Annotated in this window: 18 protein-coding genes; 8 read left to right on the top strand and 10 right to left on the bottom strand. The window is 66.8% G+C overall.

Going from position 1 to position 20,391, the window contains the following annotated elements; all coding sequences use genetic code 11:
* Nucleotides 1-8: 8 nt before the first annotated feature.
* Entirely contained in the window at nucleotides 9-794 is a 786-nt protein-coding gene (locus Q9235_RS20760) for a succinate dehydrogenase iron-sulfur subunit (RefSeq protein ID WP_293795214.1), read from the top strand.
* A 204-nt stretch (nucleotides 795-998) separates the two neighbouring features.
* Here Q9235_RS20760 and Q9235_RS20755 read toward each other — a convergent pair whose 3' ends face one another.
* On the bottom strand, nucleotides 999-2,240 hold the full coding sequence (locus Q9235_RS20755; protein WP_306223713.1) for an NAD(P)/FAD-dependent oxidoreductase: 1,242 nt from the start codon (nucleotides 2,238-2,240) through the stop codon (nucleotides 999-1,001).
* Nucleotides 2,237-3,040: a glutamine amidotransferase gene (locus Q9235_RS20750; RefSeq protein WP_306223712.1), complete on the bottom strand. Its 804-nt coding sequence runs from the start codon at nucleotides 3,038-3,040 to the stop codon at nucleotides 2,237-2,239. Before Q9235_RS20750 ends, Q9235_RS20755 begins: the two co-directional genes overlap by 4 nt.
* A gap of 249 nt (nucleotides 3,041-3,289) precedes the next feature.
* Between Q9235_RS20750 and Q9235_RS20745 the strand changes: the two genes are divergently transcribed.
* The 3 genes from Q9235_RS20745 (at nucleotide 3,290) to Q9235_RS20735 (ending at nucleotide 8,409) form a co-directional block, all read left to right on the top strand.
* Complete coding sequence (locus Q9235_RS20745; RefSeq protein WP_306223711.1) at nucleotides 3,290-3,928, top strand: TetR/AcrR family transcriptional regulator; 639 nt, start codon at nucleotides 3,290-3,292, stop codon at nucleotides 3,926-3,928.
* A 65-nt stretch (nucleotides 3,929-3,993) separates the two neighbouring features.
* Complete coding sequence (locus Q9235_RS20740) at nucleotides 3,994-5,175, top strand: efflux RND transporter periplasmic adaptor subunit (RefSeq protein WP_306223710.1); 1,182 nt, start codon at nucleotides 3,994-3,996, stop codon at nucleotides 5,173-5,175.
* A 12-nt stretch (nucleotides 5,176-5,187) separates the two neighbouring features.
* Nucleotides 5,188-8,409: an efflux RND transporter permease subunit gene (locus Q9235_RS20735; protein WP_306223709.1), complete on the top strand. Its 3,222-nt coding sequence runs from the start codon at nucleotides 5,188-5,190 to the stop codon at nucleotides 8,407-8,409.
* Nucleotides 8,410-8,413: 4 nt separating this feature from the next.
* Here Q9235_RS20735 and Q9235_RS20730 read toward each other — a convergent pair whose 3' ends face one another.
* From Q9235_RS20730 to Q9235_RS20720, 3 genes are all read right to left on the bottom strand, one after another.
* Nucleotides 8,414-9,103, bottom strand: coding sequence for a hypothetical protein (locus Q9235_RS20730; RefSeq protein ID WP_306223707.1), 690 nt, complete (start codon nucleotides 9,101-9,103; stop codon nucleotides 8,414-8,416).
* Nucleotides 9,100-10,242 carry a hypothetical protein gene (locus Q9235_RS20725; RefSeq protein WP_306223705.1) on the bottom strand — a complete coding sequence of 381 codons (1,143 nt, stop codon included), beginning with the start codon at nucleotides 10,240-10,242 and terminating at the stop codon, nucleotides 9,100-9,102. The genes Q9235_RS20730 and Q9235_RS20725 overlap by 4 nt, the downstream gene beginning before the upstream one ends.
* A 67-nt stretch (nucleotides 10,243-10,309) precedes the next feature.
* A complete protein-coding gene (locus Q9235_RS20720) occupies nucleotides 10,310-10,813 on the bottom strand; it encodes a winged helix-turn-helix transcriptional regulator (RefSeq protein WP_306223704.1) in 504 nt (167 codons plus the stop codon).
* A gap of 100 nt (nucleotides 10,814-10,913) precedes the next feature.
* Between Q9235_RS20720 and Q9235_RS20715 the strand changes: the two genes are divergently transcribed.
* Nucleotides 10,914-11,474: a dihydrofolate reductase family protein gene (locus tag Q9235_RS20715; protein WP_306223702.1), complete on the top strand. Its 561-nt coding sequence runs from the start codon at nucleotides 10,914-10,916 to the stop codon at nucleotides 11,472-11,474.
* Between the two features lie 8 nt (nucleotides 11,475-11,482).
* Here the strand turns inward: Q9235_RS20715 and Q9235_RS20710 are convergent, their stop codons facing one another.
* Nucleotides 11,483-12,385, bottom strand: a complete 903-nt coding sequence (locus Q9235_RS20710; protein WP_306223701.1) for a DMT family transporter — start codon at nucleotides 12,383-12,385, stop codon at nucleotides 11,483-11,485.
* A 199-nt stretch (nucleotides 12,386-12,584) separates the two neighbouring features.
* Here Q9235_RS20710 and Q9235_RS20705 point away from each other — a divergent pair, with 199 nt between their 5' ends.
* Nucleotides 12,585-13,418: a LysR family transcriptional regulator gene (locus tag Q9235_RS20705; protein WP_306223699.1), complete on the top strand. Its 834-nt coding sequence runs from the start codon at nucleotides 12,585-12,587 to the stop codon at nucleotides 13,416-13,418.
* A 44-nt stretch (nucleotides 13,419-13,462) separates the two neighbouring features.
* A complete protein-coding gene (gene obgE / locus Q9235_RS20700) occupies nucleotides 13,463-14,506 on the top strand; it encodes a GTPase ObgE (RefSeq protein ID WP_306223698.1) in 1,044 nt (347 codons plus the stop codon).
* A 15-nt stretch (nucleotides 14,507-14,521) separates the two neighbouring features.
* Here the strand turns inward: obgE and Q9235_RS20695 are convergent, their stop codons facing one another.
* Nucleotides 14,522-15,298 carry a hypothetical protein gene (locus tag Q9235_RS20695; protein WP_306223697.1) on the bottom strand — a complete coding sequence of 259 codons (777 nt, stop codon included), beginning with the start codon at nucleotides 15,296-15,298 and terminating at the stop codon, nucleotides 14,522-14,524.
* Between the two features lie 7 nt (nucleotides 15,299-15,305).
* Nucleotides 15,306-16,442, bottom strand: a complete 1,137-nt coding sequence (locus Q9235_RS20690; protein WP_306223696.1) for a DSD1 family PLP-dependent enzyme — start codon at nucleotides 16,440-16,442, stop codon at nucleotides 15,306-15,308.
* 120 nt (nucleotides 16,443-16,562) lie between these two features.
* Between Q9235_RS20690 and Q9235_RS20685 the strand changes: the two genes are divergently transcribed.
* Entirely contained in the window at nucleotides 16,563-18,383 is a 1,821-nt protein-coding gene (locus Q9235_RS20685) for an ABC transporter ATP-binding protein (RefSeq protein ID WP_306223695.1), read from the top strand.
* A gap of 86 nt (nucleotides 18,384-18,469) precedes the next feature.
* Here Q9235_RS20685 and surE read toward each other — a convergent pair whose 3' ends face one another.
* Nucleotides 18,470-19,234 (bottom strand): 5'/3'-nucleotidase SurE, encoded by a 765-nt coding sequence (gene surE / locus Q9235_RS20680; protein WP_306223694.1) that lies wholly within the window; start codon nucleotides 19,232-19,234, stop codon nucleotides 18,470-18,472.
* A 2-nt stretch (nucleotides 19,235-19,236) separates the two neighbouring features.
* Nucleotides 19,237-20,382: an MBL fold metallo-hydrolase gene (locus tag Q9235_RS20675; protein WP_306223693.1), complete on the bottom strand. Its 1,146-nt coding sequence runs from the start codon at nucleotides 20,380-20,382 to the stop codon at nucleotides 19,237-19,239.
* Between the last annotated feature and the right edge of the window lie 9 nt (nucleotides 20,383-20,391).

The raw sequence follows: 20,391 nt of genomic DNA, 5'->3' as shown, positions 1-20,391 counted from the left end.
CTCTTCCGATGGCTGAATTCAATCTCCCGAAGAACTCCCGCCTCGTCGAGGGCAAGGCCTGGCCGAAGCCGGCCGGCGCCAAGAAGCTGACCGAATTCAAGGTCTATCGCTGGAGCCCGGACGACACCGAGAATCCGCGCACCGACACCTATTATGTCGACCGCGACGATTGCGGGCCGATGGTTCTCGATGCGCTGATCTGGATCAAGAACAAGGTCGACCCGACGCTGACCTTCCGGCGCTCCTGCCGCGAGGGCATCTGCGGTTCCTGCGCCATGAACATGGACGGCAAGAACGGTCTCGCCTGCACCACCGGCATCGACGAATGCGGCGCCAAGGGCAAGGTCGCGATCTACCCTCTGCCGCATATGCCAGTCGTCAAGGACCTTGTGCCGGACCTGACGCGCTTCTACGCCCAGCACGCCTCGATCGAGCCCTGGCTGAAGACCACGACGCCGGCGCCCGAGAAGGAATGGCGCCAGGCCAAGGACGACCGCGAGAAGCTCGACGGGCTCTACGAGTGCATCCTGTGCGCCTGCTGCTCGACCTCCTGCCCGAGCTACTGGTGGAACGGCGACCGCTATCTCGGCCCGGCCGCGCTGCTGCAGGCCTATCGCTGGCTGATCGATAGCCGCGACGAGGCGACCGGCGAGCGGCTCGACAATCTGGAAGACCCCTTCCGGCTCTATCGCTGCCACACCATCATGAACTGCGCGAATGCCTGCCCGAAGGGCCTGAACCCGGCCAAGGCGATCGCGGAAGTGAAGAAGATGATGGTGGCGCGCCAGGTCTGAGCCGGCGCGAATGCTACTGGCGCGGCCGTCTGACGCGGCGGCCTGCGCTTCCGGTGCTCACGTACTGATGTACGCTCCGCTCCGGTTCTCGGCCGCCACGTCAGCCGACTCACGCCAGCGCATTCGCGCTCGGCTCAGTCAGGGTGTCATCCCGTGCGCGCAGCAGCACTTCGTGCCGCAGCGCGTGCGAGAAGACACGCTTCATCAGCGGATATAGCGCCCCGGCCGGAACGGCATCGGGTCGATAGGCGGCTTCTCGCCGCAAACCATCGCGGCAATCATCTCGCCGGTGATCGGACCGGTCGAGAAGCCGATATGCTGGTTGCCGAAGGCGAGCCAGAGGCCGGGATTGCGGGGTGCCTCGCCGATCATCGGCAGGGAATCCGGCAGGGTCGGCCGGGCGCCGCGCCAGGTTTCGCCGACGACCTCGCCGAGCGGGAAGGCCTCGCGTGCCGCGGCGGTCGCGCCATCGATCTGGCGGTGCTCGTCGGGCGCGTCGCGAAATGACAGGTCGACGCCGCTGGTGACGCGAAAACCCTGCTCCATCGGTGCCATGTAATAGGCACCGTCGACATCGTAGATCGGCCGCGACAGGCCGGTGCCGGCTTCCGGCTTGAGATGGCGGTGATAGCCGCGCTCGACATCGAGCTTCGGATCGATCCCAAGCGGCTTCAGCAGGTCGCCGCTCCAGGGGCCGAGCGCGACGACCGCGATATCGGCCTCGAAGCCGCCCGACGCGGTGCTCGCGCGCCAGCCCTTGCCGTTGCGGGCGAGTCCGGTGATCGCGGCCTGCTCGATCCGGCCGCCGCGCTCGGCGAAGAGCGCGGCATAAGCTTCGGTGACGGCGCCGGGTGAATCGACCGAGCCGACGCAGGGGATCAGCAGCCCTGCCGGAAAGATCGGGTTCAGGTCGGGCTCGATGCCGGAAATGGCCTGCCGGTCTAGAATCTGCGACTCGATGCCGTGACGCTTCAGGAAATCATGCTCGGCCCGGGCAGCCTCATGGCCGGCTTCGGTGCGCCAGAGCTTGATCGTCCCGGTCTCGCGCAGGCGGTGTGACACGCCGGCCTCCGCCATCAGGGCGCGGTGGCGCTCGACCGTGCTCGCCGTCAGCGCCTGCAAGGCGGTGATACGGGCCTTGGCCTGCGACGGGCGGGCCTCCCAGAGGAAGCGCAGCAGCCAGCCCGGCCGTGTGAGGGCACGGGCCCAGCTCAGGTTGAGCGCCGGGTGGCGGTTGCCGAGATAGCCGGTGATCTTGGCGTAGAGCGAGGGGTTGTTGAGCGGAACGATCGAGGAGGCCGCGAGCACGCCGGCATTGCCGTAGGAGGTTTCGCAGCCGGGCGCTTTGCGGTCGATCAGCGTGACCGCCAGCCCACGCTTCTGGAGTGCGAGCGCGCAGGAGACGCCGACCATGCCGGCGCCGAGAACGAGAGCTGTACGGGTCAAGGCGATGTCGTTCCGGCTGCTGCCGGCTCCTTCAGCCAATGGTCGAGGAAGGCGTCGAGCCAGAGCCGGATCGCCGGATCGTGCTGGAACCAGCCGGGAATATGGGTATGGCCGAGCTGGGCGCCCGGCATCAGCGTGCGCTCATAGCCGCGCACCGACCAGCGATACATCATCGCCGGCGTCACTTCCGGGTGGAACTGGATGCCGTAGGCCTTGGAACCGGCGCGGATGGCCTGCACCGGGAAATCGCCACCGGTCGCGAGGCACTCCGCCCCGGTCGGGCAGTCGAAGCCGTCGCGGTGCCATTGGTAGACGGTGCCGGGCCAGGTGAAACCGGCGGTCGCCGCATGGGAATGGCCGCTTTCCGTGATCGCGAGCGGGTAATAACCGACCTCGGCCCGGCCCTCGCCATGGGTATAGACCCGCGCGCCCATATGCTTGGCCAGCATCTGCGCGCCCAGGCAGATGCCAAGGAAGGCGGCATCCTCCTTGAGACAGGTGCCGATCCAGTCGATCTCGGCCTTGACGAAATTCTCGGGATCGTTCGCGCCCATCGGGCCGCCGAAGATCACCGCGCCGGCATGCTCGCGCATGGTCGTCGGCAGCGCATCGCCGAAGCGCGGCTTTCGGATGTCGAGCGCATGGCCTCGGGCTTGCAGCAGGCGGCCGACGCGGCCGGGCGTCGAGTGCTCCTGATGCAGCACGACCAGCACCGGCTTCGGCGCGGGAATCGGCTTGCGGGCGGTGAGGGGAGAGCGGGTGCGGCGAGCCGGACGCAAGGGGAAGGCGTGGTCGTTCATCACGGACTTCAAGGTCGCTCGCGCGTGACATCCGGGAGTGGCGGCGCGCGAAGCCATGCCAGATCGCTCCCGAGCATGCGGTTCCAGACGGAACGAAGCAAGCGATTTATGCGCAGGAATGCGGCAATCGTCCGGCAATCTTCGGCCTGCTTGTCGCTGCAGCCAAGGGGCGCGAGAGACGCTCAACTTGACGTCGGCGATGATATCTGAAATGAGAATGAACGTTCATTCTCATCGTTTCGAGTTCTCATGTCACCCGTGGTTCCCGCATCGTCGCCCGAGTCCGCCCTGTCGGAGCGGCATATCCGCATCCTCGACGCGGCGGAGCGCGTCTTCGCGCGCGCCGGTTTCCATGCGGCGACGATGCAGGATGTCGCGGCTGAGGCTGGCATGAGCCCGGGCAATCTCTATCGCTACTTCTCCTCGAAGGACGCGATCATCGAGGGCATGACCGAACGCGATCGCAGCCTGATCGCGGAGGATTTCGGCAAACTCTGCCCGGATAACGGCTCGCTTCTCGATCAGCTCGAGGCGCTCGGCCGCAAGCATCTCGTGGAGCAGCCGCGCGAGAAGGCGGTGATCGCCGTGCAGATCTGGGCCGAGGCCGCGCGCAATCCGGGCATGGCGCGGATGTGCGCGGATATCGAGGGCACCGTGATCGAGGGCCTGGCCGCGGCGATCCGCAAGGCCAAGGAGAATGGCGAATTGCCGCCGCGCCTCGACGAAGGCCGCTTCCTGATGGCGATCTCGATGATGGCGGACGGCTTCTTCTGCCGGCGGGCGATGGACCCGAATTTCGAGGTACCCGCCGCCGCCGATACGCTTTTCACCGGCATGCGCCAGCTCTCGCAGACCATGCTCCTGCCCGAAACGGAGACGCAGTCGTGATTTCTGCTTCCGCCGGGCTTTCCCCATTTCCGTCTGGCCTGATGGCCGCAACAGGACCCTTTCCGATGTCTCTTCGCTCGATCGTTCCGCTGAATGCGATGATCGCCCTCGCGCTGCTCGCTGCGCCGTTGCCGCTGCGGGCCCAGACCGCCGCTCCGGCCGCGCCGGCGGCTGCCGGGCCTTCCGTCACGGTGACACAGGCGCAGACGACCGAGATCGTCCAGAGCGTGGTCGTCTCCGGCTCGATCGTCGCGCGCGACGAAATCCTGGTCGCACCGGAGGTCGACGGGCTCGCGATCGTCGAATTGCTGGTGCAGGAGGGGGACAAGGTGGCTCAGGGGCAGGTGCTCGCCCGGCTGAACCGTACGACGCTCGAGGTTCAGAAGTCGCAGAACGACGCCCAGATCGCCCGTGCCGAGGCTCTGATCGCGCAGGCCAGAGCCCAGATCGCCGAGGCCGACGCCAATCTCGTCCAGGCCAACAATGCCTTCGACCGGACCAAGGCCCTGCGCGAGAGCGGCAATACCAGCGTCGAGACGTTCGACCAGCGCGCCGCCGCTGCCCGTTCCGGACAAGCCCGCGCCAATTCGGCGCGGCAGGCGCTGGCGATCGCCAGTGCCGACCTCGCCCTGGCACAGGCACAAGGCAAGGACATCGCGGTCAAACTGGCGCGCACCGAGATCAAGGCCCCGCGCGCCGGCATCGTCAGCCGGCGGACGGCGCGGCTCGGCGCGATGGCGAGCATGCTGCCGCAGACCGATCCGCTGTTCCGGATCATCGCCGATGGCGCGGTGGAGCTTGAGGCGCAGGTCGCCGAGGTCGAGCTTCCCAAGCTCAAGCTCGGGCAGGCCGTCGCCGTGACCCCCGCAGGTGCCAATGATGCGCTGGCCGGCACGATCCGCCTGATCATGCCGGAGGTCGACAAGGCCTCGCGCCTCGGCCGTGTCCTCGTCGCGCTCGACGGCAACCCGCCGGTCGCCATCGGCTCCTTCTCGCGCGGGATCATCGAGACCGGCCGCAAGCGCGCCGTCACCCTGCCGCTTTCGGCCATCACCTATAACCGCGCCGGCGCGACCGTTCAGTCCGTGAAGGACGGCAAGGTCACGACCAAGCCGGTGACGCTCGGGCTTGTCGGCCATGGCCGCGCCGAGATCGCGAGCGGCATCAGCGAGGGCGAGACGGTCGTCGCGCGCGCCGGCACATTCGTGCGCGACGGCGACATCGTCACGCCAGTCGCGACGAACTGACGGGCGCTGCGCATGAACGTCAATTTCTCCGCCTGGTCGATCCGGAAGCCGGTTCCGGCCATCCTGCTCTTCGTCGTGCTCTGCGTGCTCGGGCTGCTCGCCTTCTCGAAGCTGCCGGTCACACGCTTCCCGAACATCGATATCCCGCTGGTCTCCGTCACCGTGACGCAGTCCGGCGCGGCGCCGGCCGAGCTGGAAAGCCAGGTCAGCAAGCGCGTCGAGGACACGGTCGCGAACATCACCGGCGTCAAGCACGTCACCTCGACGCTGACCGACGGCCAGTCGTTGACGCTGATCGAGTTCCGGCTGGAAACCAATACCGACCGGGCCGTCAACGACGTCAAGGACGCCATCGCCAAGATCCGGGCCGACCTGCCGCGCACCATCGACGAGCCGATCATCCAGCGCATCGATGTCGAGGGCCAGTCGATCCTGACCTATGGCGCGGCTTCGGCCGGCATGACGCTGGAACAGCTCTCCTGGCATGTCGACGATGTCGTCGCGCGCGAATTGCAGGGGCTGAAGGGCGTTGGCCGGGTCGAGCGCTATGGCGGCGTCGATCGCGAGATCCGCATCTCGCTCGATCCCGACCGCCTGCTCGCGCTCGGCATCACCGCAGGCGAGGTCAATCGCCAGATCCGCGCGACCAATGTCGATCTGGCCGGTGGCCGCGGCGAGGTCGGCGGGCAGGAGCAGGCGATCCGCACGCTCGCCGGCGCGCGCACCGTCGCGGACCTCGCGGAGACCAAGATCACGCTTTCGGGCGGGCGCGAGGTGCGCCTGAAGGAACTCGGCCGCGTCGAGGATTCCAATTCCGAGCCGCGTGCCTTCGGCCGCCTGAACAAGAGCCCGGTCGTGACCTTCGCGGTGTTCCGCTCGAAGGGATCGAGCGAGCTTTCGGTGAAGGATGTCGTGGCGCAGCGCGTGGAGGAGCTGAACAAGCGCTTCCCGGACATCAAGCTCACGCCGATCGACGACGCCGTCGCCTATACCTACGGCAACTACAAGGCGGCGATGGAGACGCTGCTGGAAGGCGCCGGGCTCGCCGTCCTCGTCGTCTTCCTGTTCCTGCGCAACTGGCGGGCGACGCTGATCACGGCGGTGGCGCTGCCGCTTTCGGCGATCCCGACCTTCTGGGCGATGGAGCTGATGGGCTTCTCGCTCAACCTCGTCAGCCTGCTCGGCATCACGCTGGTGACGGGCATCCTGGTCGACGACGCCATCGTCGAGATCGAGAATATCGTCCGGCACATGAAGATGGGCAAATCGCCCTATCGCGCCGCGATGGAGGCGGCCGACGAGATCGGCCTTGCGGTCATTGCGATCACGCTGACCATCGTCGCGATCTTCGCGCCGGTCTCGTTCATGGGTGGCGTCGCCGGCCAGTATTTCAGGCAGTTCGGCCTGACGGTCGCGGTCGCCGTGCTGTTCTCGCTCCTGGTCGCGCGCCTGATCACGCCGATGATGGCGGCCTATCTGATGAAGCCCGTCAACCATGCCGATCCCAAGGATGGCTGGATCATGCGTGGCTATGTCGGCCTGCTCAAGGGCACGCTGAAGAAGCGGCGCATGCCGTTCTTCCCGCGCTTCGACGGTTCCGGGCGCTGGCGGACCATGCCGTTCAACACGGCCTATGCGACGCTGGTGATCGGCTTCATGTTCCTGATCGGCTCGATCCAGGCGACGCAGATGCTGCCGACCGGCTTCATCCCCGACGAGGATACCTCGCGCGTCGTCGCCTCGGTGGAGCTGCCGCCGGGTTCGACGCTGGAGGATACCCGCGTCACCACCGACAAGCTCGTCGATGTCCTGAAGACGATTCCGGAAGTGCGCGACGTTTTCGTGCTCGGCGGGTCGTCGCCGACCGGCCAGCGCGAGGTGCGCCGCGCCTCCGTCTTTATCCTGCTCAAGCCCAAGGCCGAGCGCGACATCGCCCAGAAGGAGCTGAAGGTCACGATCGCCGAGAAGCTCGCCAGCGTGCCGGATGTGCGCGCCTGGTATGTCAACGAGCGCGGCGAGCGCGAGATGGCCTTCTCGATCCTGTCGAAGGACGGTGAGGCGCTCGACGCTGCGGTGGCCAAGATCGAGGCGCGGATGCGCCAGGTCGACGGCTATCTCAATGTCGCGACCGCGGGCTCGCTGAGCCGGCCGGAATTGCGCGTCACGCCGAAGCTGGAGGAGGCAGCCAATCTCGGCGTCACGCCGGAGGCGATCTCGGAAGCCGTGCGCGTCGCCACGATCGGCGATGTCGGGCCCAACCTCGCCAAGTTCAATGCCGGCGACCGGCTGGTGCCGATCCGCGTCCAGCTCGACGAGGCCGCCCGCACCGACATGCGCAACATAGCAGCGCTTCGCGTGACCAATGCGAACGGTGTCTCGATCCCGCTGACGGCGGTGGCCGAGATCGGCTTCGGCGAAGGCCCGAGCTCGATCGACCGCTATGACCGCGTCCGCCGCGCCCAGATCGGCGCCGACCTGAAGCGCGGCTTCGAGCTCGGCACCGCCCAGGACAAGTTCCAGGAGATCGTCAAGGAGGTCGGCCTGCCTGATGGCGTCTGGATCGCCGCGACCGGCGATGCCGAGATCCAGGGCGAGGTCGTGCAGGGCTTCGTCACCGCGATGACCACCGGCCTGATGCTGGTGCTGGCGGTGCTGATCCTGCTGTTCGGCTCGGTCTTCCAGCCGATCACGATCCTGCTCTCGCTGCCGCTCTCCTTCGGCGGCGTGGTGATCGCGCTGCTTGCGACCAACAACGCCGTGTCGATGCCGGTCTATATCGGCCTGCTCATGCTGATGGGCATCGTCACCAAGAACGCGATCATGCTGGTCGATTTCGCGGTCGAGGAGGTCGGGCGCGGCAAGGACCGCTTCACGGCGTTGATCGAGGCCGGCCGCAAGCGGGCGCGGCCGATCCTGATGACCACGATCGCGATGGCGGCGGGCATGCTGCCCTCGGCCTATGGCGTCGGCGACGGCGGCGAGTTCCGCGCGCCGATGGCGATCGCGGTGATCGGCGGCCTGATCGTCTCGACCGTGCTCTCGCTGGTCTTCGTGCCGTCCTTCTACATGGTGATGGACGATCTCTCGCGGGCGACGGCCTGGCTCTTCGGCCGCTTCTTCGGCAAGGCCGAGGATGAGAGCCAGTGGGAGCCGATCGAGGAGCACGCGGCGCCGGCGATAGCGACGGCGGAAGCGATGTCGAAGCCGGCCGCGCCGCGCATGGCGGCGGAGTGAGGGGTCAGGGCTGGAGTTCGAGCGGGAAGGGCGTGCGCTCGTAGATGTCTTCGAGGCCGTTGCGGGCGACGAAGTCGTCTTCCCACCCGTGGAGAAGGGAGGCGACTCCAGCACGGTCTCCATCGGCGATCAACGCGCCAAGTTCTGAAGCTTTCTCGTAATCGGGGCGCGGCCATGACGTCATGCGGAGATAGAAGTCCTTGATCTCCCCGTAGATGGTGAGGGATTCGTCCCAGCGCCCCAAGGCTACCGCGATGGCGAGGCGATAGGGTGCGTAATGATTGAGCGAACCGTCATATTCATGAGATCGCGGCACTCCCTCGATTCGAAACATGTCCTCGATGGTTTGTACGCGGCGCAGCATGGGCAGAATATTCGTCTCGATCTCCTCGACTGCCGTTTCGATGAAACCGGTTTCCGACCACCGCCTCGGCTTGCCGCGGGGCAGCACGAACCATTCGGCAGCGAGACCTCCCAGCGAGCCGAAAGGCCTGAAGCAATGCCCGACATGCCAAAAAAAATTCGGATCATCGGCGCGTGACGTGCGGTCGATCGAGATAGAGCGGGAAACATGCTGCATCGGCCTCAGCATGAGGTAGGGCACCTTGAAGACGTAATGATCTTTCACGATAAGATCGTCGTTGCGAGCCACCAGTCGGTCGAACAGCGTCTTGATCTGCTTCTTGGTTGTCATTGTCTCGGCCTTACCTCCATGACAATGACCCGTCGAACCGAGTTGAACCCCAACTTGATGGCATTGGCGAGGATATCAGCTCGCCTGTCGGCCAAACCGGCTTTACCGGTTTTGAGATCATAGACGCAAAGCGTGCCATCATCGCGATATTCATAAGCGTCCACACGGATCGGCCGCGGATACCCGTAGGGTACTTTCTGGCTATCGACTCCTTCAATCTGCTCTTTGAGAAATGATCGTTCGGCTCGGAAGCGGAAGTCGTTCAGGTCATTGACATATTGCGCGAAGCGCGTGTGGACATCCGTTCCATAAACAGTTCGTGACGGGTAGAGTTCAGGAGAACCGGTCGCGTTGGCTGCACGATCGGCCAGTTCCCGGACATCGGGCAAACGCCGACAAGCCAGCTCGGCTTGTTCCTCCGCTATGCGTCCGGAAAAGCTGAGGTCGAGCTTGCCGCTTGTGGCGTCTCCCAGTTGATAGTCGCGGGCGTTGAAGCCCATGACGGCTTGCTGGCCGTCGATGCCGTTGAACGGCGACATCCAGCCGAACAGAATAGCTCCGCCGGTGATGATGGTCGGCGTGGCGACTAGGGGCGCAAAAGCCGGCTGCACTGTCGCGTCAGGCTCGGGTCCGGATGCGGTCCAGGTCGTACGGGCAACGAGGTCGCCGTCGGGGCCGCCGTCATAGATCGACTGGACGTTGCCGGTCGTCTCGAAGCTGGTCTTGTTGCCATCGGGCTGGATGACGGTCTGGCGTTCGTCGAAGCTGGCTTCGCGCGAGGCGGCGTATTCCGACCGGATCGTCGTGCCCTCGCCGTCCGTGACGGTCTGCTCGAAGATGGAGCCATCCTCGTTCCAACCCTCGCCGAGCGAGGACCAGCCGGTATCGGCATCCAGCGAGCTGCCATCGGGAGACAGCGGATCTCCTCCGTCTGTGCCGCCGCCGGAGCTGCCGCCTCCGCCCGCGCCGCTGGTCCATTGCCCACCACCGGCATTGCCGGAGGGCACGCGCGGCTGGTTGGGGTTGTATTTGCGGTAGAAGTGGTCGCGCCGGATCAGGCAAAGCTCGTCGCGTAGCCGCAACAGGCGAAGCCGGGCGGCGCGCAGTTCGCGATCGGCATAGGGGCGGAGGATCGGCATGAGGGGCTCCTAGACGGAGCACCAGTGTGATGTCGCTACGGCATACGGGGATAAGTTCTGGTGGGCTTCAGCCCGCCATGGCCTGACGCCGTGCCAGCGCGTCCCGATAGGCCTGCGTCAGCTCGGCGAGCACGGATTGCTCGGGCTTGGGGGCGTCGAGATGGAGATGCCTCAGCTCCTGCATGAAGCGCTCCCAGAGCGCCGGGCCGCCTTCGCTCAGCAGTTCGGCGCGGATCGAGAGTTCCTCGGTTACCGGCAGGAAGTTTCGGCCCCATTCACCCATCGCGGCGAAGACGGGGACGAGCGCGATGCCCATCTCGGTCAGGCTGTAGATCGCCTTCTGCTTGTGGGTGGCGTCGTCGCGGCGCGAGAGCAGGCCCTTCTCGACCAGGCGCTTCAGGCGGTCGGCGAGGATGTTCGAGGCGATGCCCTCGTCCGACTTCGCCAGCATCTCGCGAAAATGCCGGCGGTTGCCGAACATGATGTCGCGGAGCACGATCAGGCTCCAGCGATCGCCCAGGATTTCCAGCGTCAGATTGATCGGACAGCCCGAACGGCTGGTCTCGCGCATGCTCGTCTCCAAAACCGCTTGCAATATAAGATCAGTTTCGCTATCCAGCAACTGATTGTAAATCGAAACTGGTTTTAACCGGACATATCAGGAGGATGCGATGGCCAAGGTGATCGTCTGGAATCTGATGACGCTGGAAGGGTTCTTCGAGGGCAAGGAGAAATGGGATCTCGGCTTCCATGGCGATGCCTGGGGCGATGAGCTCTCCGAACTCAGCAGCGATTTCGGCCGCAAGGCCGGTCTGCTGGTCTTCGGCCGCGTCACCTATGAGGGCATGAAGGCCTATTGGACCTCGGCCGAGGAGGAGGGCGAGACCAAGGTCTTCATGAACGCCCTGCCGAAGCTCGTGGCCTCACGCAGCCTCACCGGCTCCGACTGGAACAACACCACGGTGACGGCGGATATCGTCGGTGAGATCACGCGCCGGAAGGCGGAGGCCGGCAAGGACATCTATGTCTTCGGCAGCGCCGAATTGGCGGAGTCGCTTTTGGCTGCCGGCCTCGTCGACGAGATCATGATCGCGGTCGCGCCGGTCACGATCGGGCGGGGCACGCCCTTGTTCAAGCCGAACACGGAAAAGCGCCACTATGCGCTAATCGCGGCCCGTCCGCTCAAGAACGGAACCGTGATCCTGCACTATGGTGTTAAGCCGGCGGCCTGAGCGCGGAATCAGCCGCGCCGGACCAGCAATACGGCGGCAAGGATGGCGACGCCGCCGAAGGCCTGGACCGGGGTCGGCTGCTCGCCGAACAGCGCCCAGGCAGCGAGCACGCTGACCAGAGCCGGCCAGACCATGACGAGCGAGGCGGCGCCGGCGCCATAGCTGCCGAGCGAGAGCGTGATCAGGCCCTGGCCCAGCGCATGCGAGACGAGACCGAGCGCCGCGACTGCGAGCCAGCCCTGCAGGCTCATTGGAATGATCCGCTCGCCGAGCACCAGTGCGGCCACGAGGCAGAACACGGCGCAGATCGCGCTGGAGACGAGGCTGACATAGCCGGCGCCGGCTCCGTCGCGGGCGCGGCGCACCGCGAGGATATAGGCGGCATAGGACAGGGCGGCACCGAAGGCGAGGCCGTCGCCGAAGAGATTGCCGGTGACCTGCCCGGTGCCGATGAATTTCGGCAGCACCAGCAGGATCGCGCCGGCGACGGCGAGCATCAGCGCGCCGAGGATGCGCCGCGAGGGCTTGTCGCCGAGCAGAAGCCAGCCGCCAAGCACGACGCCGACCGGCGAGAGATTGCCGAGCAGCGAGGCATTGGCGATCGTCGTGTGTCCGAGCGCGGCATTGTAGAGCGTGACGTCGATGCCGAAGGTCAGGCCCGCCAGCGCGACCGCGATGAAGGCGCCGCGACCGATCTTCTCGTTCGCCGGCCTGCGCTGCTCCAGCGCCGTCCAGGCCACCAGCACCGGTAGCGCGAAGAGCATGCGCCAGAAGCCGGCGGCGGCCGGGCCGACATCGGCGAGGCGCACGAAGATGCCGGAAAAGCCGATGCAGGTCGCGCCGGCGAGCAGGGCGAGGAACATCGCCAGCGCGGGCGATGCGGGCCGGACGGGAATGGCAGGGGCGGACATGGTGTCTTCTGACAAAAGGTGAAGCCAGCTTCGGCCGCGACGGCGCGGTCTGCTCGGCCTCGTTCAGCCGATGCTATAGGCCGCTTCCTTCAATCGGAAAAACGGATTATTCTGATTTAACCATTCTTAAAACCGATCGATCGCGAACGCCCGAAGGAGGCACGTCATAACCGCTCATTTCGACCTCGCCGCGCTCGGCATGCTGGTGGCCGTGGCGGAGACCGGCGGCTTCACGGCGGCGAGCGCCCGGCTCGGCCGGACGCAATCGGCGATCTCGGTGCGCATCCAGGATCTGGAGAGCCAGCTCGGCCACAAGCTGCTGGAGCGTTCGCGCCGCGGCGTGACGCCGACCGATGCCGGCGAGCGCCTGATCGCCCATGCGCGCCGCCTGCTCGCGGTCGAGCGCGAGGCGTTGGCCGATCTCGCCGGGGAGACGCCGACCGGCCGCCTGCGCATCGGCGTGCCCGACGACTACATGGATGCCTATCTCAGGCCGCTGATCGCGCGTTTCGCGGTGGAGCATCCCAAGGTCGAGCTCGAGGTGCATTGCGACCTTTCGAAACGGATCGAGCCGGCGCTCAAGGCTGGCGACCTCGATCTCGCCGTGGTCTCGCAGGACCCGAGCCGGCCGATGGGCGAGGTGCTCCGGCGCGAGCCGATGATCTGGGTCGCGGCGCGCGGCCACCGGCCGGAACTGCAGGAGACGCTGCCGCTCGCCCTGTTCTCGGAGGGCTGCCGGGCACGCTCGCGTGTGCTGGGGGCGCTGAGCAGCGCGGGGCGGGCATATCGGCTGGTCTTTTCCTGCTCGCATACCTCGGGCGTGCTCTCAGCGGTGGAAGGAGGGTTCTGCGTCACGGCGATCACCGAGAGTGCCGTGCCGCCGTCGCTGCGCCGCCTCGGGGCGGCTGAAGGGCTGCCGCCGCTGTTCGAGCTGACGGTCGGCTTGCTCATGGCGCCGCGCCCGGGACTGGCAGCGCAGCGCTTCGCCGACGCGCTCCGCGAGGAGATGAGCGCTTTCCGGCAGGCGGCGTGATCCGGTCCATTGCCCTTTCCTCCGCGCATCACTAGTGAAACAGCATGAAATTCCTCGACCAGGCCAAGATCTATGTGAAGGCGGGTGACGGCGGCGCCGGCTGCGTCTCCTTCCGCCGCGAAAAATTCATCGAGTTCGGCGGGCCCAATGGCGGCGATGGCGGGCGCGGCGGCGATATCGTCATCGAATGCGTGCAGGGCCTCAACACGCTGATCGATTTCCGCTTCCAGCAACATTTCAAGGCCAAGACCGGCGAGCACGGCATGGGCAAGGATCGACATGGCGCGAATTCGCCAGCGATCGTGCTGAAAGTGCCGCCGGGCACCGAGATCCTCGACGAGGACGGCGAGACCAAGGTTGCCGACCTGACCGAGCCCGGCCAGCGCTTCGTCTTGTGCAAGGGCGGCAATGGCGGCTTCGGCAACGCCTATTTCAAGACCGCGACCAACCAGGCGCCGCGCCATGCCAATCCCGGCCTGCCGGGCGAAGAGCGCTGGGTCTGGCTGCGCCTGAAGCTGATCGCCGATGCCGGCCTCGTCGGCATGCCCAATGCCGGCAAGTCGACCTTCCTTGCCACCGTCACGGCGGCGAAGCCGAAGATCGCCGATTATCCGTTCACGACCCTGCATCCCGGGCTCGGCGTCGTCCGTGTCGACGGGCGCGAGATGGTGCTCGCCGATATCCCCGGCCTGATCGAGGGGGCGCATGAGGGCCATGGGCTGGGCGACCGCTTCCTCGGCCATATCGAGCGCTGCCGCGTGCTGCTGCATCTGGTCGAGGGCACCAGCGAGCATGCCGGCAAGGCCTACAAGACCGTGCGGGAGGAACTGGAGGCCTATGGCGAGGGGCTGGCCGAGAAGCCGGAGATCGTCGCGCTCTCCAAGGTCGATGCGCTGACGCCGGAAGCGCTCAAGGAGCAGGTCGCGCGCCTGAAGCGGGCGGCCAAGCGCATGCCGATCATCCTCTCGGCGGCTTCGGGCGAGGGCGTCGATGCGGCGCTGCGCGCGCTTTTCGCCATCGTCGAGGAGGCCCGCCGCGAGGAAGAGCGCGAGAACGCTCCGGTTCAGGAGACCGGCTGGCGACCTTAAGGCGGAGCCGGTTCTTTAACGGAAATCCCTCCAGGCGCCGACGCGGTGGATGCTTTCGCGGTCGCGCTCGGCTTCGCCGAAGGGCGCGACTGGCCAGTCCCAGCTTTCATCAGGTGGCGGCAGTGCGACCCCGCGCGTGAGATCGAAGCGGTCGGTGACCGCGCCCGCCCGGTCACGCTCGATCATCTCGACATCGCTCAGCAGGACGACACGGCCGGGGAAGCGGCGGAGGTCGGCGAGATGCCAGGCAATGCATTGCGCCGGCAGGCCAGCCGGGAGCTGCTTCGCGCGAGCAGGATGATCGTCCAGCCAGTCCTCTATCGGCCAGGCAAGCTGCGACATCAGATTGGCGGAGATGACGAGATCGATGGCCGGATCGGCGATCAGGTCGGCCAGCGGGCCGATACGTCCGCCGTCTTCTTCGGCAAGCCAGCCCATGATGCCGGTGAGGTCGCGGGTCAGGAGTGTGACCTTTGGCCGGAAGCGCATGCGCAAGCGGATCTGCGGCAGGTGGACGGCATCGACCAGTAGAACCTGCTCGAAGCGCTCGCAGAGCAGGTCGAGCGGGATGTCGCGCAGCAGGCCCGAGCCAAGGACCACGGCCTTCCGATGTTGCGGCAGCTCTGCCATGACCCCTGTCAGCACCGCGCGACAGCGCTCGTGATGGGAGCTCCAGGCCCGATGCTGCCGGTTGCCGCGCGCCCAGAGCGCGACGCTTTCCCCGACGAGGCCGAGCCGGCGCGTCATCCGCGCGGCCGGTGTAGCCAGGCTCAGGACAAGCTCGGCGAGCATCGCCTGCTCAGATCAGGGCACCGCGGGCGGCGACGGGCCAGAGCGCCTCGACATGGGCATCGGGCCCGTGCAGGCCGCGGACGCAGACATACCAGTCGTGCAGGTTGACCGTCGGGTCGCAATGGCCGGGGATCAGCAGCAGGCGGTCGCCGCGATGCGGCACCGCGACCGGATCGCCGGTCAGGATGCCGTGCTCGTCGGATGGCTTGGTATAGATCACGCCCTCGCGGCGGAATGGCACCGGCATGCCGGAATCGACCGCCGCCGATTTGTGGCCCGCATCGACGATCGCGCGGTCCGGCACTGGCTTGCTCATCACGCCGGCGAGCACGAAGAGCGCATGCTCGAAGCTGCGGAAGGGCGTGCCGTCGGCCTGGCGATTGCGGGCGTAATCGGCGTCCATGAAGATGTAGGAGCCGGGCTGGATCTCGTTCCAGACGCCGGACTGGGTCTCCAGCTCATGGGTGCCGGTTCCGGCGCCGGTGACGATTTCGCAAGGCAGGCCGTGATGCTTGAGCCGTTCGATCGTGTTGCGGGCGGCGAGGCCGGATCGCTCGATCGCCTCACGGCGCTCGTCGATCGAGCGCATGTGCTGGGCCGAGCCGTGATAGGCATGGATACCGGCGAAGCGCAGCGTGTTGGAGCGCGCGATCGCTTCCGCCAGACGGACGGCTGCTTCGCCGGGCGCGGCGCCGCAGCGCCGGCCGCCGACATCGATCTCGACATAGACATCGAGCGTCACGTCGTTGCGGGCCGCGGCCTCCGCCGCCTCGCGCACGCCGTCGGGATGGTCGACGCAGAGACCGATCTTCGCCGAGCGGGCGATGCGGGCGAGACGATCGAGCTTGGACGCGCCGACGATCTCGTTGGTGACCAGCACGTCGCCGACGCCGCCGGCGACCAGTATTTCCGCTTCCCCGACCTTCTGGCAGCATTGCCCGACCGCGCCATGGGCGATCTGGCGCAGCGCGATCTCCGGGCTCTTGTGCGACTTGGCATGGGGCCGGAGCCGGATGCCATGGGCCTGGGTGAAAGCCGCCATGGCGACGAGATTGCGCTCGAACGCATCGAGATCGAGCACGAGGGCGGGGGTTTCGATCTCGGCGAAGCTCTGGCCGGGCTGGGCCGGCGGGGATAGCGGCATGAAGTCTCCTGAGTCGGTTGTGGCCATGGGAAGACAGCTTCGTGTCGGTAGCAAGGCCCCTCATTCAGGCCCCGCCATGCGCCAGTGGCGCTTGCAGGTCTGCCATGATAGGCCCCCGGCATGAAGATCGGCCGCGTCACCGACGATACCCTCGCGCTCTTTGCCCGTGTCTGGCGCGAGCAGGTCAGGTCCTATCTCCCGCAGATGCTGATGATTCTCGGGCTCGTCGTGGTCATCGCGGCGACGACGAGCTTCTACCCGCTATTGATCAAGGCGGCGTTCGACGCCTTCGCCGACCCGCTGACGGCCGAATCGACCGGCTTCGTCCGGCGCATGGAACGGCTGGTCTCGAAATCGATCGGCTACGATATCGGCGTCATCAACGCGGTCGCGACCGTCGTGGTGATCGTTACTGCGATCAAGGGTTTCTCCCTGCTCGCCCAGACGGTGATGACCAATAATGTCGTGAGCCGCATCGAGGCGAACATGCAGACGGCGCTCTACGGCCATCTGATCGATGCCGATCTGGCGCAGCTTCAACGCGAGAACCCGGCCTCGCTGACCCAGCGCTTCACGACGGACTTCACCTTCGTCAAGGAAGCGCTGACCCGCATCGTCAATATCGCGATCCGTGACGTGGTCACGGCGATCGCGCTGGTCGGCGCGCTGATCTGGATCGACTGGCAGATGACGCTGGTCGTGCTGCTGATCGCGCCGGTGATCGCTCATCCGATCGGCAAGATCGGCCGCAAGCTCCGGCGCATGGCCAATTCCCAACAGGAACAGACTGGCCTGATGGCCAATCTCGTCACCGAGAGCCTGCAGGGCGCCCGCGTCGCCAAGACCGACCGTCTCGAACCCTATCTGAAGAGCCGCGCCGCCAACGCCTTCGAGGCGATCCGGGCGCTGAAGATGAAGGCGGCCAATGCGCGCGGCCGGCTCGATCCGCTGCTCGAGGTCGGCGGCGGCCTTGCGGTTGCAGGCGTGCTGGCCGCCATCGGTGTGCGCATCACCTCCGGCAATTCGACGGTCGGCGATTTCACCGGCTATGTCTCGGCGCTGCTGCTCGCGGCCCAGCCAATGCGCTCGCTCGGCAATCTCAACGCCATCGTCCAGGAGGCCGGGGCTTCATTGAAGCGCTACTACGCGCTGATGGACGAGAAGCCGCAGGTGCTGGACCGCCCCGATGCGAAGCCGCTTTCGGTCGGGGCCGGCGAGGTCGCCTTCCGCCATCTGCGCTTCCGTTATCGCGAGGACCAGCGCGCGCTGGAAGGCATCGATCTCGTTGCGCAGGGCGGCAAGACCATGGCTCTGGTCGGCCGCTCGGGCTCGGGCAAGTCGACGCTGCTCGCGCTGGTGCCGCGCCTCTACGACCCGAACGAGGGTCGGATCGAGATCGACGGGCAGGACCTGCGCAACGTCACGCTGCGGAGCTTGCGCCGGCAGGTCGGCGTCGTCAGCCAGGACGTCGTGCTCTTCGACGACAGCGTGCGGGCGAATATCACCTTCGGGCGACCGGAAGCCTCGGAGGAGGAGATCATCGCTGCCGCGAAGGCTGCCGCCGCGCATGACTTCATCATGGCTATGCCTGGCGGCTACGACGCCCCGGTCGGCGAGCGCGGCCACAAGCTCTCGGGCGGCGAGCGCCAGCGCATCGCGATCGCGCGCGCTATCCTGAAGAACGCGCCGATCCTGCTGCTCGACGAGGCGACAAGCGCGCTCGACACGGAATCGGAGCGGCTCGTCCAGCAGGCCCTGGCGTCGCTGATGAAGGGGCGCACGACCATCGTCATCGCGCACCGGCTGTCGACCATCCGCGAGGCCGACATGATCGTGGTCATGGACGAGGGCAAGGTCGTCGAGACCGGCAGCCACGACGAGTTGCTGGCGCGCGACGGCGCCTATGCCCGGCTGCACCGGATGCAGTTTCTGGAAGGCTGAGCCTGCCGATTTGGCCGTGGATCCATGCCGTCATCCCGGGGCAAGCCCGGGGATGACGGCGTGTTTCAGAGCAGAATCAGTATGTGCTATCCGGCGGGCCGCTGCAGCGCCGCGTTCAACTCCCCTGCAAAGCTCACATCCAAGGGCGCGCCATCGCTCCAGCAATGGCGGACGATGGCGATGCGGCCTGAATCGATCAAGCTGTTCTCGTCGCCGGGACGGCTCGTGTGCGGCCGGCCGCGTCGGATGCGCCAGACGATCTTCACGCCTTCTTCCGAGACGATATCAGCCGCGCCCGCGATCTTGTCGCGTCCGATGCCGGCGAGTCCCACCTTGGCCGGCAGCTCTTTCGGGAGGTTCACGCTCAGGAACGTGCCCTCCCGGGTCCATTCAGCGCGCATCCGCCAGAGATTCTCGATCAGGGCGGCGAGCGCGGCGACGTCGCGCTCCTCGGAGGTTCCGCCCTTGGTGCGGGAGAAGCCGATGGCCGGAAGGTTCCAGAAGCTTGCCTCGCGGGCGATCGAGAGCGTGCCGGAATAGGCGGCATCCTCGGCGGCGTTGCGCCCGTCATTGACGCCGGAGAGCACGAGATCGGGCTGGCCGCCCTCGCGGAACAGCGCGGTCATCGCCGCGACGACGCAATCGGCCGGTGTACCGTTCAGCGCGTAGACCTGCGGTTCGCGCCGGCTCAGCGTCAATTCCCTATCGAAGGAGAGATGATGGCTCGCGGCCGTCCATTTCCGCTCGGGCGCGACGATCCAGATGTCGGAAGCGACGCGCGCGGCGGCCTTGCGCAGCAGGGCGATGCCGGGAGCGTCGATGCCGTCGTCATTGGCGATGAGGATGCGCATGGTCAGATCTCGATGGTATCGCCTGGCTTCAAGCCGGTGACGAGCTTGGGAATGTCGGCCGCGAGCGCGGCAGCGGTCGCGGCATTGCAGGAATGGGCGAGGATGCGGCCGGCGCCGCTGGCCGCGGCGAGCGCGATGTTCTCCGGGAGGGTTGGGTGGGTCGGGAAGCGCAGCCATTCGGCCTCGCTCGCGGCCAGCATGAGATCGGCCGGGCTGTCCTTGGGAATCCCGCCGGTCAGCAGGACCGGATGACGCTCGCGGCGGGCGTGGGCGAGTGCGGCCTTGGAGGGGCCGGCAAGCCCCATGCCGTCATCGACGAGCAGGGCGGCCTCCGGCAGGGGCTGTCCTTCCTCCCAGAGCAGCGCTTCGGCAAACCGTGCCGAGAGAATGTCGGCTGCACCTGGCTTGAGCCACGTCGAAGCCGCGATCTGCTGGGCGAGCGCCTCGCGCATCGAGGGGTGGATCGCGATCGGTGTGTCGATCAGTCCGATCAGCTCGACGGAGCGGCCGGAAAGCGGTGTCGGCAGCACGGCGCCTTGCGGATGATTGGCGAGCCAGCGCTTGATGGCTGCGCCGCGTTCGGCGGCGGGAGTGTGGTCGGCGCCGTAGGAGGCATCGACCAGCAGCAGGTCGCAGGAGGGCAGCGCGTCCATGGCGAAGACCGGGCTATCCGGCACGATGTCGCCGCAATAGCCGAGGCTGCGCCCGTCTGCGCTCAGGTGACACCAGATGCCGCCAACGACATGGCCGCTGCGGCCGGTGTGGATCGCGATCGGCCCTATGGCGAAGTCCATGCCGGCGTTGACGATCTCGACGGGGGCTTGTCCGGCGAGCTTCCGCTCCTCCGGCGTCGCATAGGCGGCCAGCGTCGCATCCGCTTCGCTCGCGGATTCGGCCGACATCAGGATCCGGCCGGCAAAGCCGTTGGCGAGGCACCAGCCCAGCGCTGCGACATGGTCCTCATGGGCGTGGGTCACGATGATCGCGTCGATGCGTTCGAGTTCGGCTCGCGTGATCGCCGGGTGGTAGGCGATCCCTCGTGCGCTGGTGTCGACGCCGGCATCGAGGAGGAGCCGGGTTCCGCCATGCTCGACGCCGATGCAGGTCCGGCCCTTCTCGCCGACCCCGCCATAAATCGTCAGTCTCATGCCGCCGGT

The organism is Bosea beijingensis, assembly GCF_030758975.1.
In the GTDB taxonomy this organism is placed as follows: Bacteria; Pseudomonadota; Alphaproteobacteria; order Rhizobiales; family Beijerinckiaceae; genus Allobosea; species Allobosea beijingensis.
Note: the sequence above shows the minus strand (reverse complement) of the source record. Positions and strands in the feature narration are given on the sequence as shown.

What these genes read in the sequence shown, in the direction of transcription:
- obgE (WP_306223698.1), top strand. Translation starts at nt 13,463, where the DNA reads ATGAAATTCCTCGACCAGGCCAAGATCTATGTGAAGGCGGGTGACGGC.
- Q9235_RS20675 (WP_306223693.1), bottom strand. Translation starts at nt 20,382, where the DNA reads ATGAGACTGACGATTTATGGCGGGGTCGGCGAGAAGGGCCGGACCTGC.
- Q9235_RS20740 (WP_306223710.1), top strand. Translation starts at nt 3,994, where the DNA reads ATGTCTCTTCGCTCGATCGTTCCGCTGAATGCGATGATCGCCCTCGCG.
- Q9235_RS20705 (WP_306223699.1), top strand. Translation starts at nt 12,585, where the DNA reads ATGCTGGTGGCCGTGGCGGAGACCGGCGGCTTCACGGCGGCGAGCGCC.
- Q9235_RS20745 (WP_306223711.1), top strand. Translation starts at nt 3,290, where the DNA reads ATGTCACCCGTGGTTCCCGCATCGTCGCCCGAGTCCGCCCTGTCGGAG.
- Q9235_RS20720 (WP_306223704.1), bottom strand. Translation starts at nt 10,813, where the DNA reads ATGCGCGAGACCAGCCGTTCGGGCTGTCCGATCAATCTGACGCTGGAA.
- Q9235_RS20750 (WP_306223712.1), bottom strand. Translation starts at nt 3,040, where the DNA reads ATGAACGACCACGCCTTCCCCTTGCGTCCGGCTCGCCGCACCCGCTCT.
- Q9235_RS20690 (WP_306223696.1), bottom strand. Translation starts at nt 16,442, where the DNA reads ATGCCGCTATCCCCGCCGGCCCAGCCCGGCCAGAGCTTCGCCGAGATC.
- Q9235_RS20760 (WP_293795214.1), top strand. Translation starts at nt 9, where the DNA reads ATGGCTGAATTCAATCTCCCGAAGAACTCCCGCCTCGTCGAGGGCAAG.
- Q9235_RS20730 (WP_306223707.1), bottom strand. Translation starts at nt 9,103, where the DNA reads ATGACAACCAAGAAGCAGATCAAGACGCTGTTCGACCGACTGGTGGCT.
- Q9235_RS20710 (WP_306223701.1), bottom strand. Translation starts at nt 12,385, where the DNA reads ATGTCCGCCCCTGCCATTCCCGTCCGGCCCGCATCGCCCGCGCTGGCG.
- Q9235_RS20685 (WP_306223695.1), top strand. Translation starts at nt 16,563, where the DNA reads ATGAAGATCGGCCGCGTCACCGACGATACCCTCGCGCTCTTTGCCCGT.
- Q9235_RS20715 (WP_306223702.1), top strand. Translation starts at nt 10,914, where the DNA reads ATGGCCAAGGTGATCGTCTGGAATCTGATGACGCTGGAAGGGTTCTTC.
- Q9235_RS20695 (WP_306223697.1), bottom strand. Translation starts at nt 15,298, where the DNA reads ATGCTCGCCGAGCTTGTCCTGAGCCTGGCTACACCGGCCGCGCGGATG.
- surE (WP_306223694.1), bottom strand. Translation starts at nt 19,234, where the DNA reads ATGCGCATCCTCATCGCCAATGACGACGGCATCGACGCTCCCGGCATC.
- Q9235_RS20735 (WP_306223709.1), top strand. Translation starts at nt 5,188, where the DNA reads ATGAACGTCAATTTCTCCGCCTGGTCGATCCGGAAGCCGGTTCCGGCC.
- Q9235_RS20725 (WP_306223705.1), bottom strand. Translation starts at nt 10,242, where the DNA reads ATGCCGATCCTCCGCCCCTATGCCGATCGCGAACTGCGCGCCGCCCGG.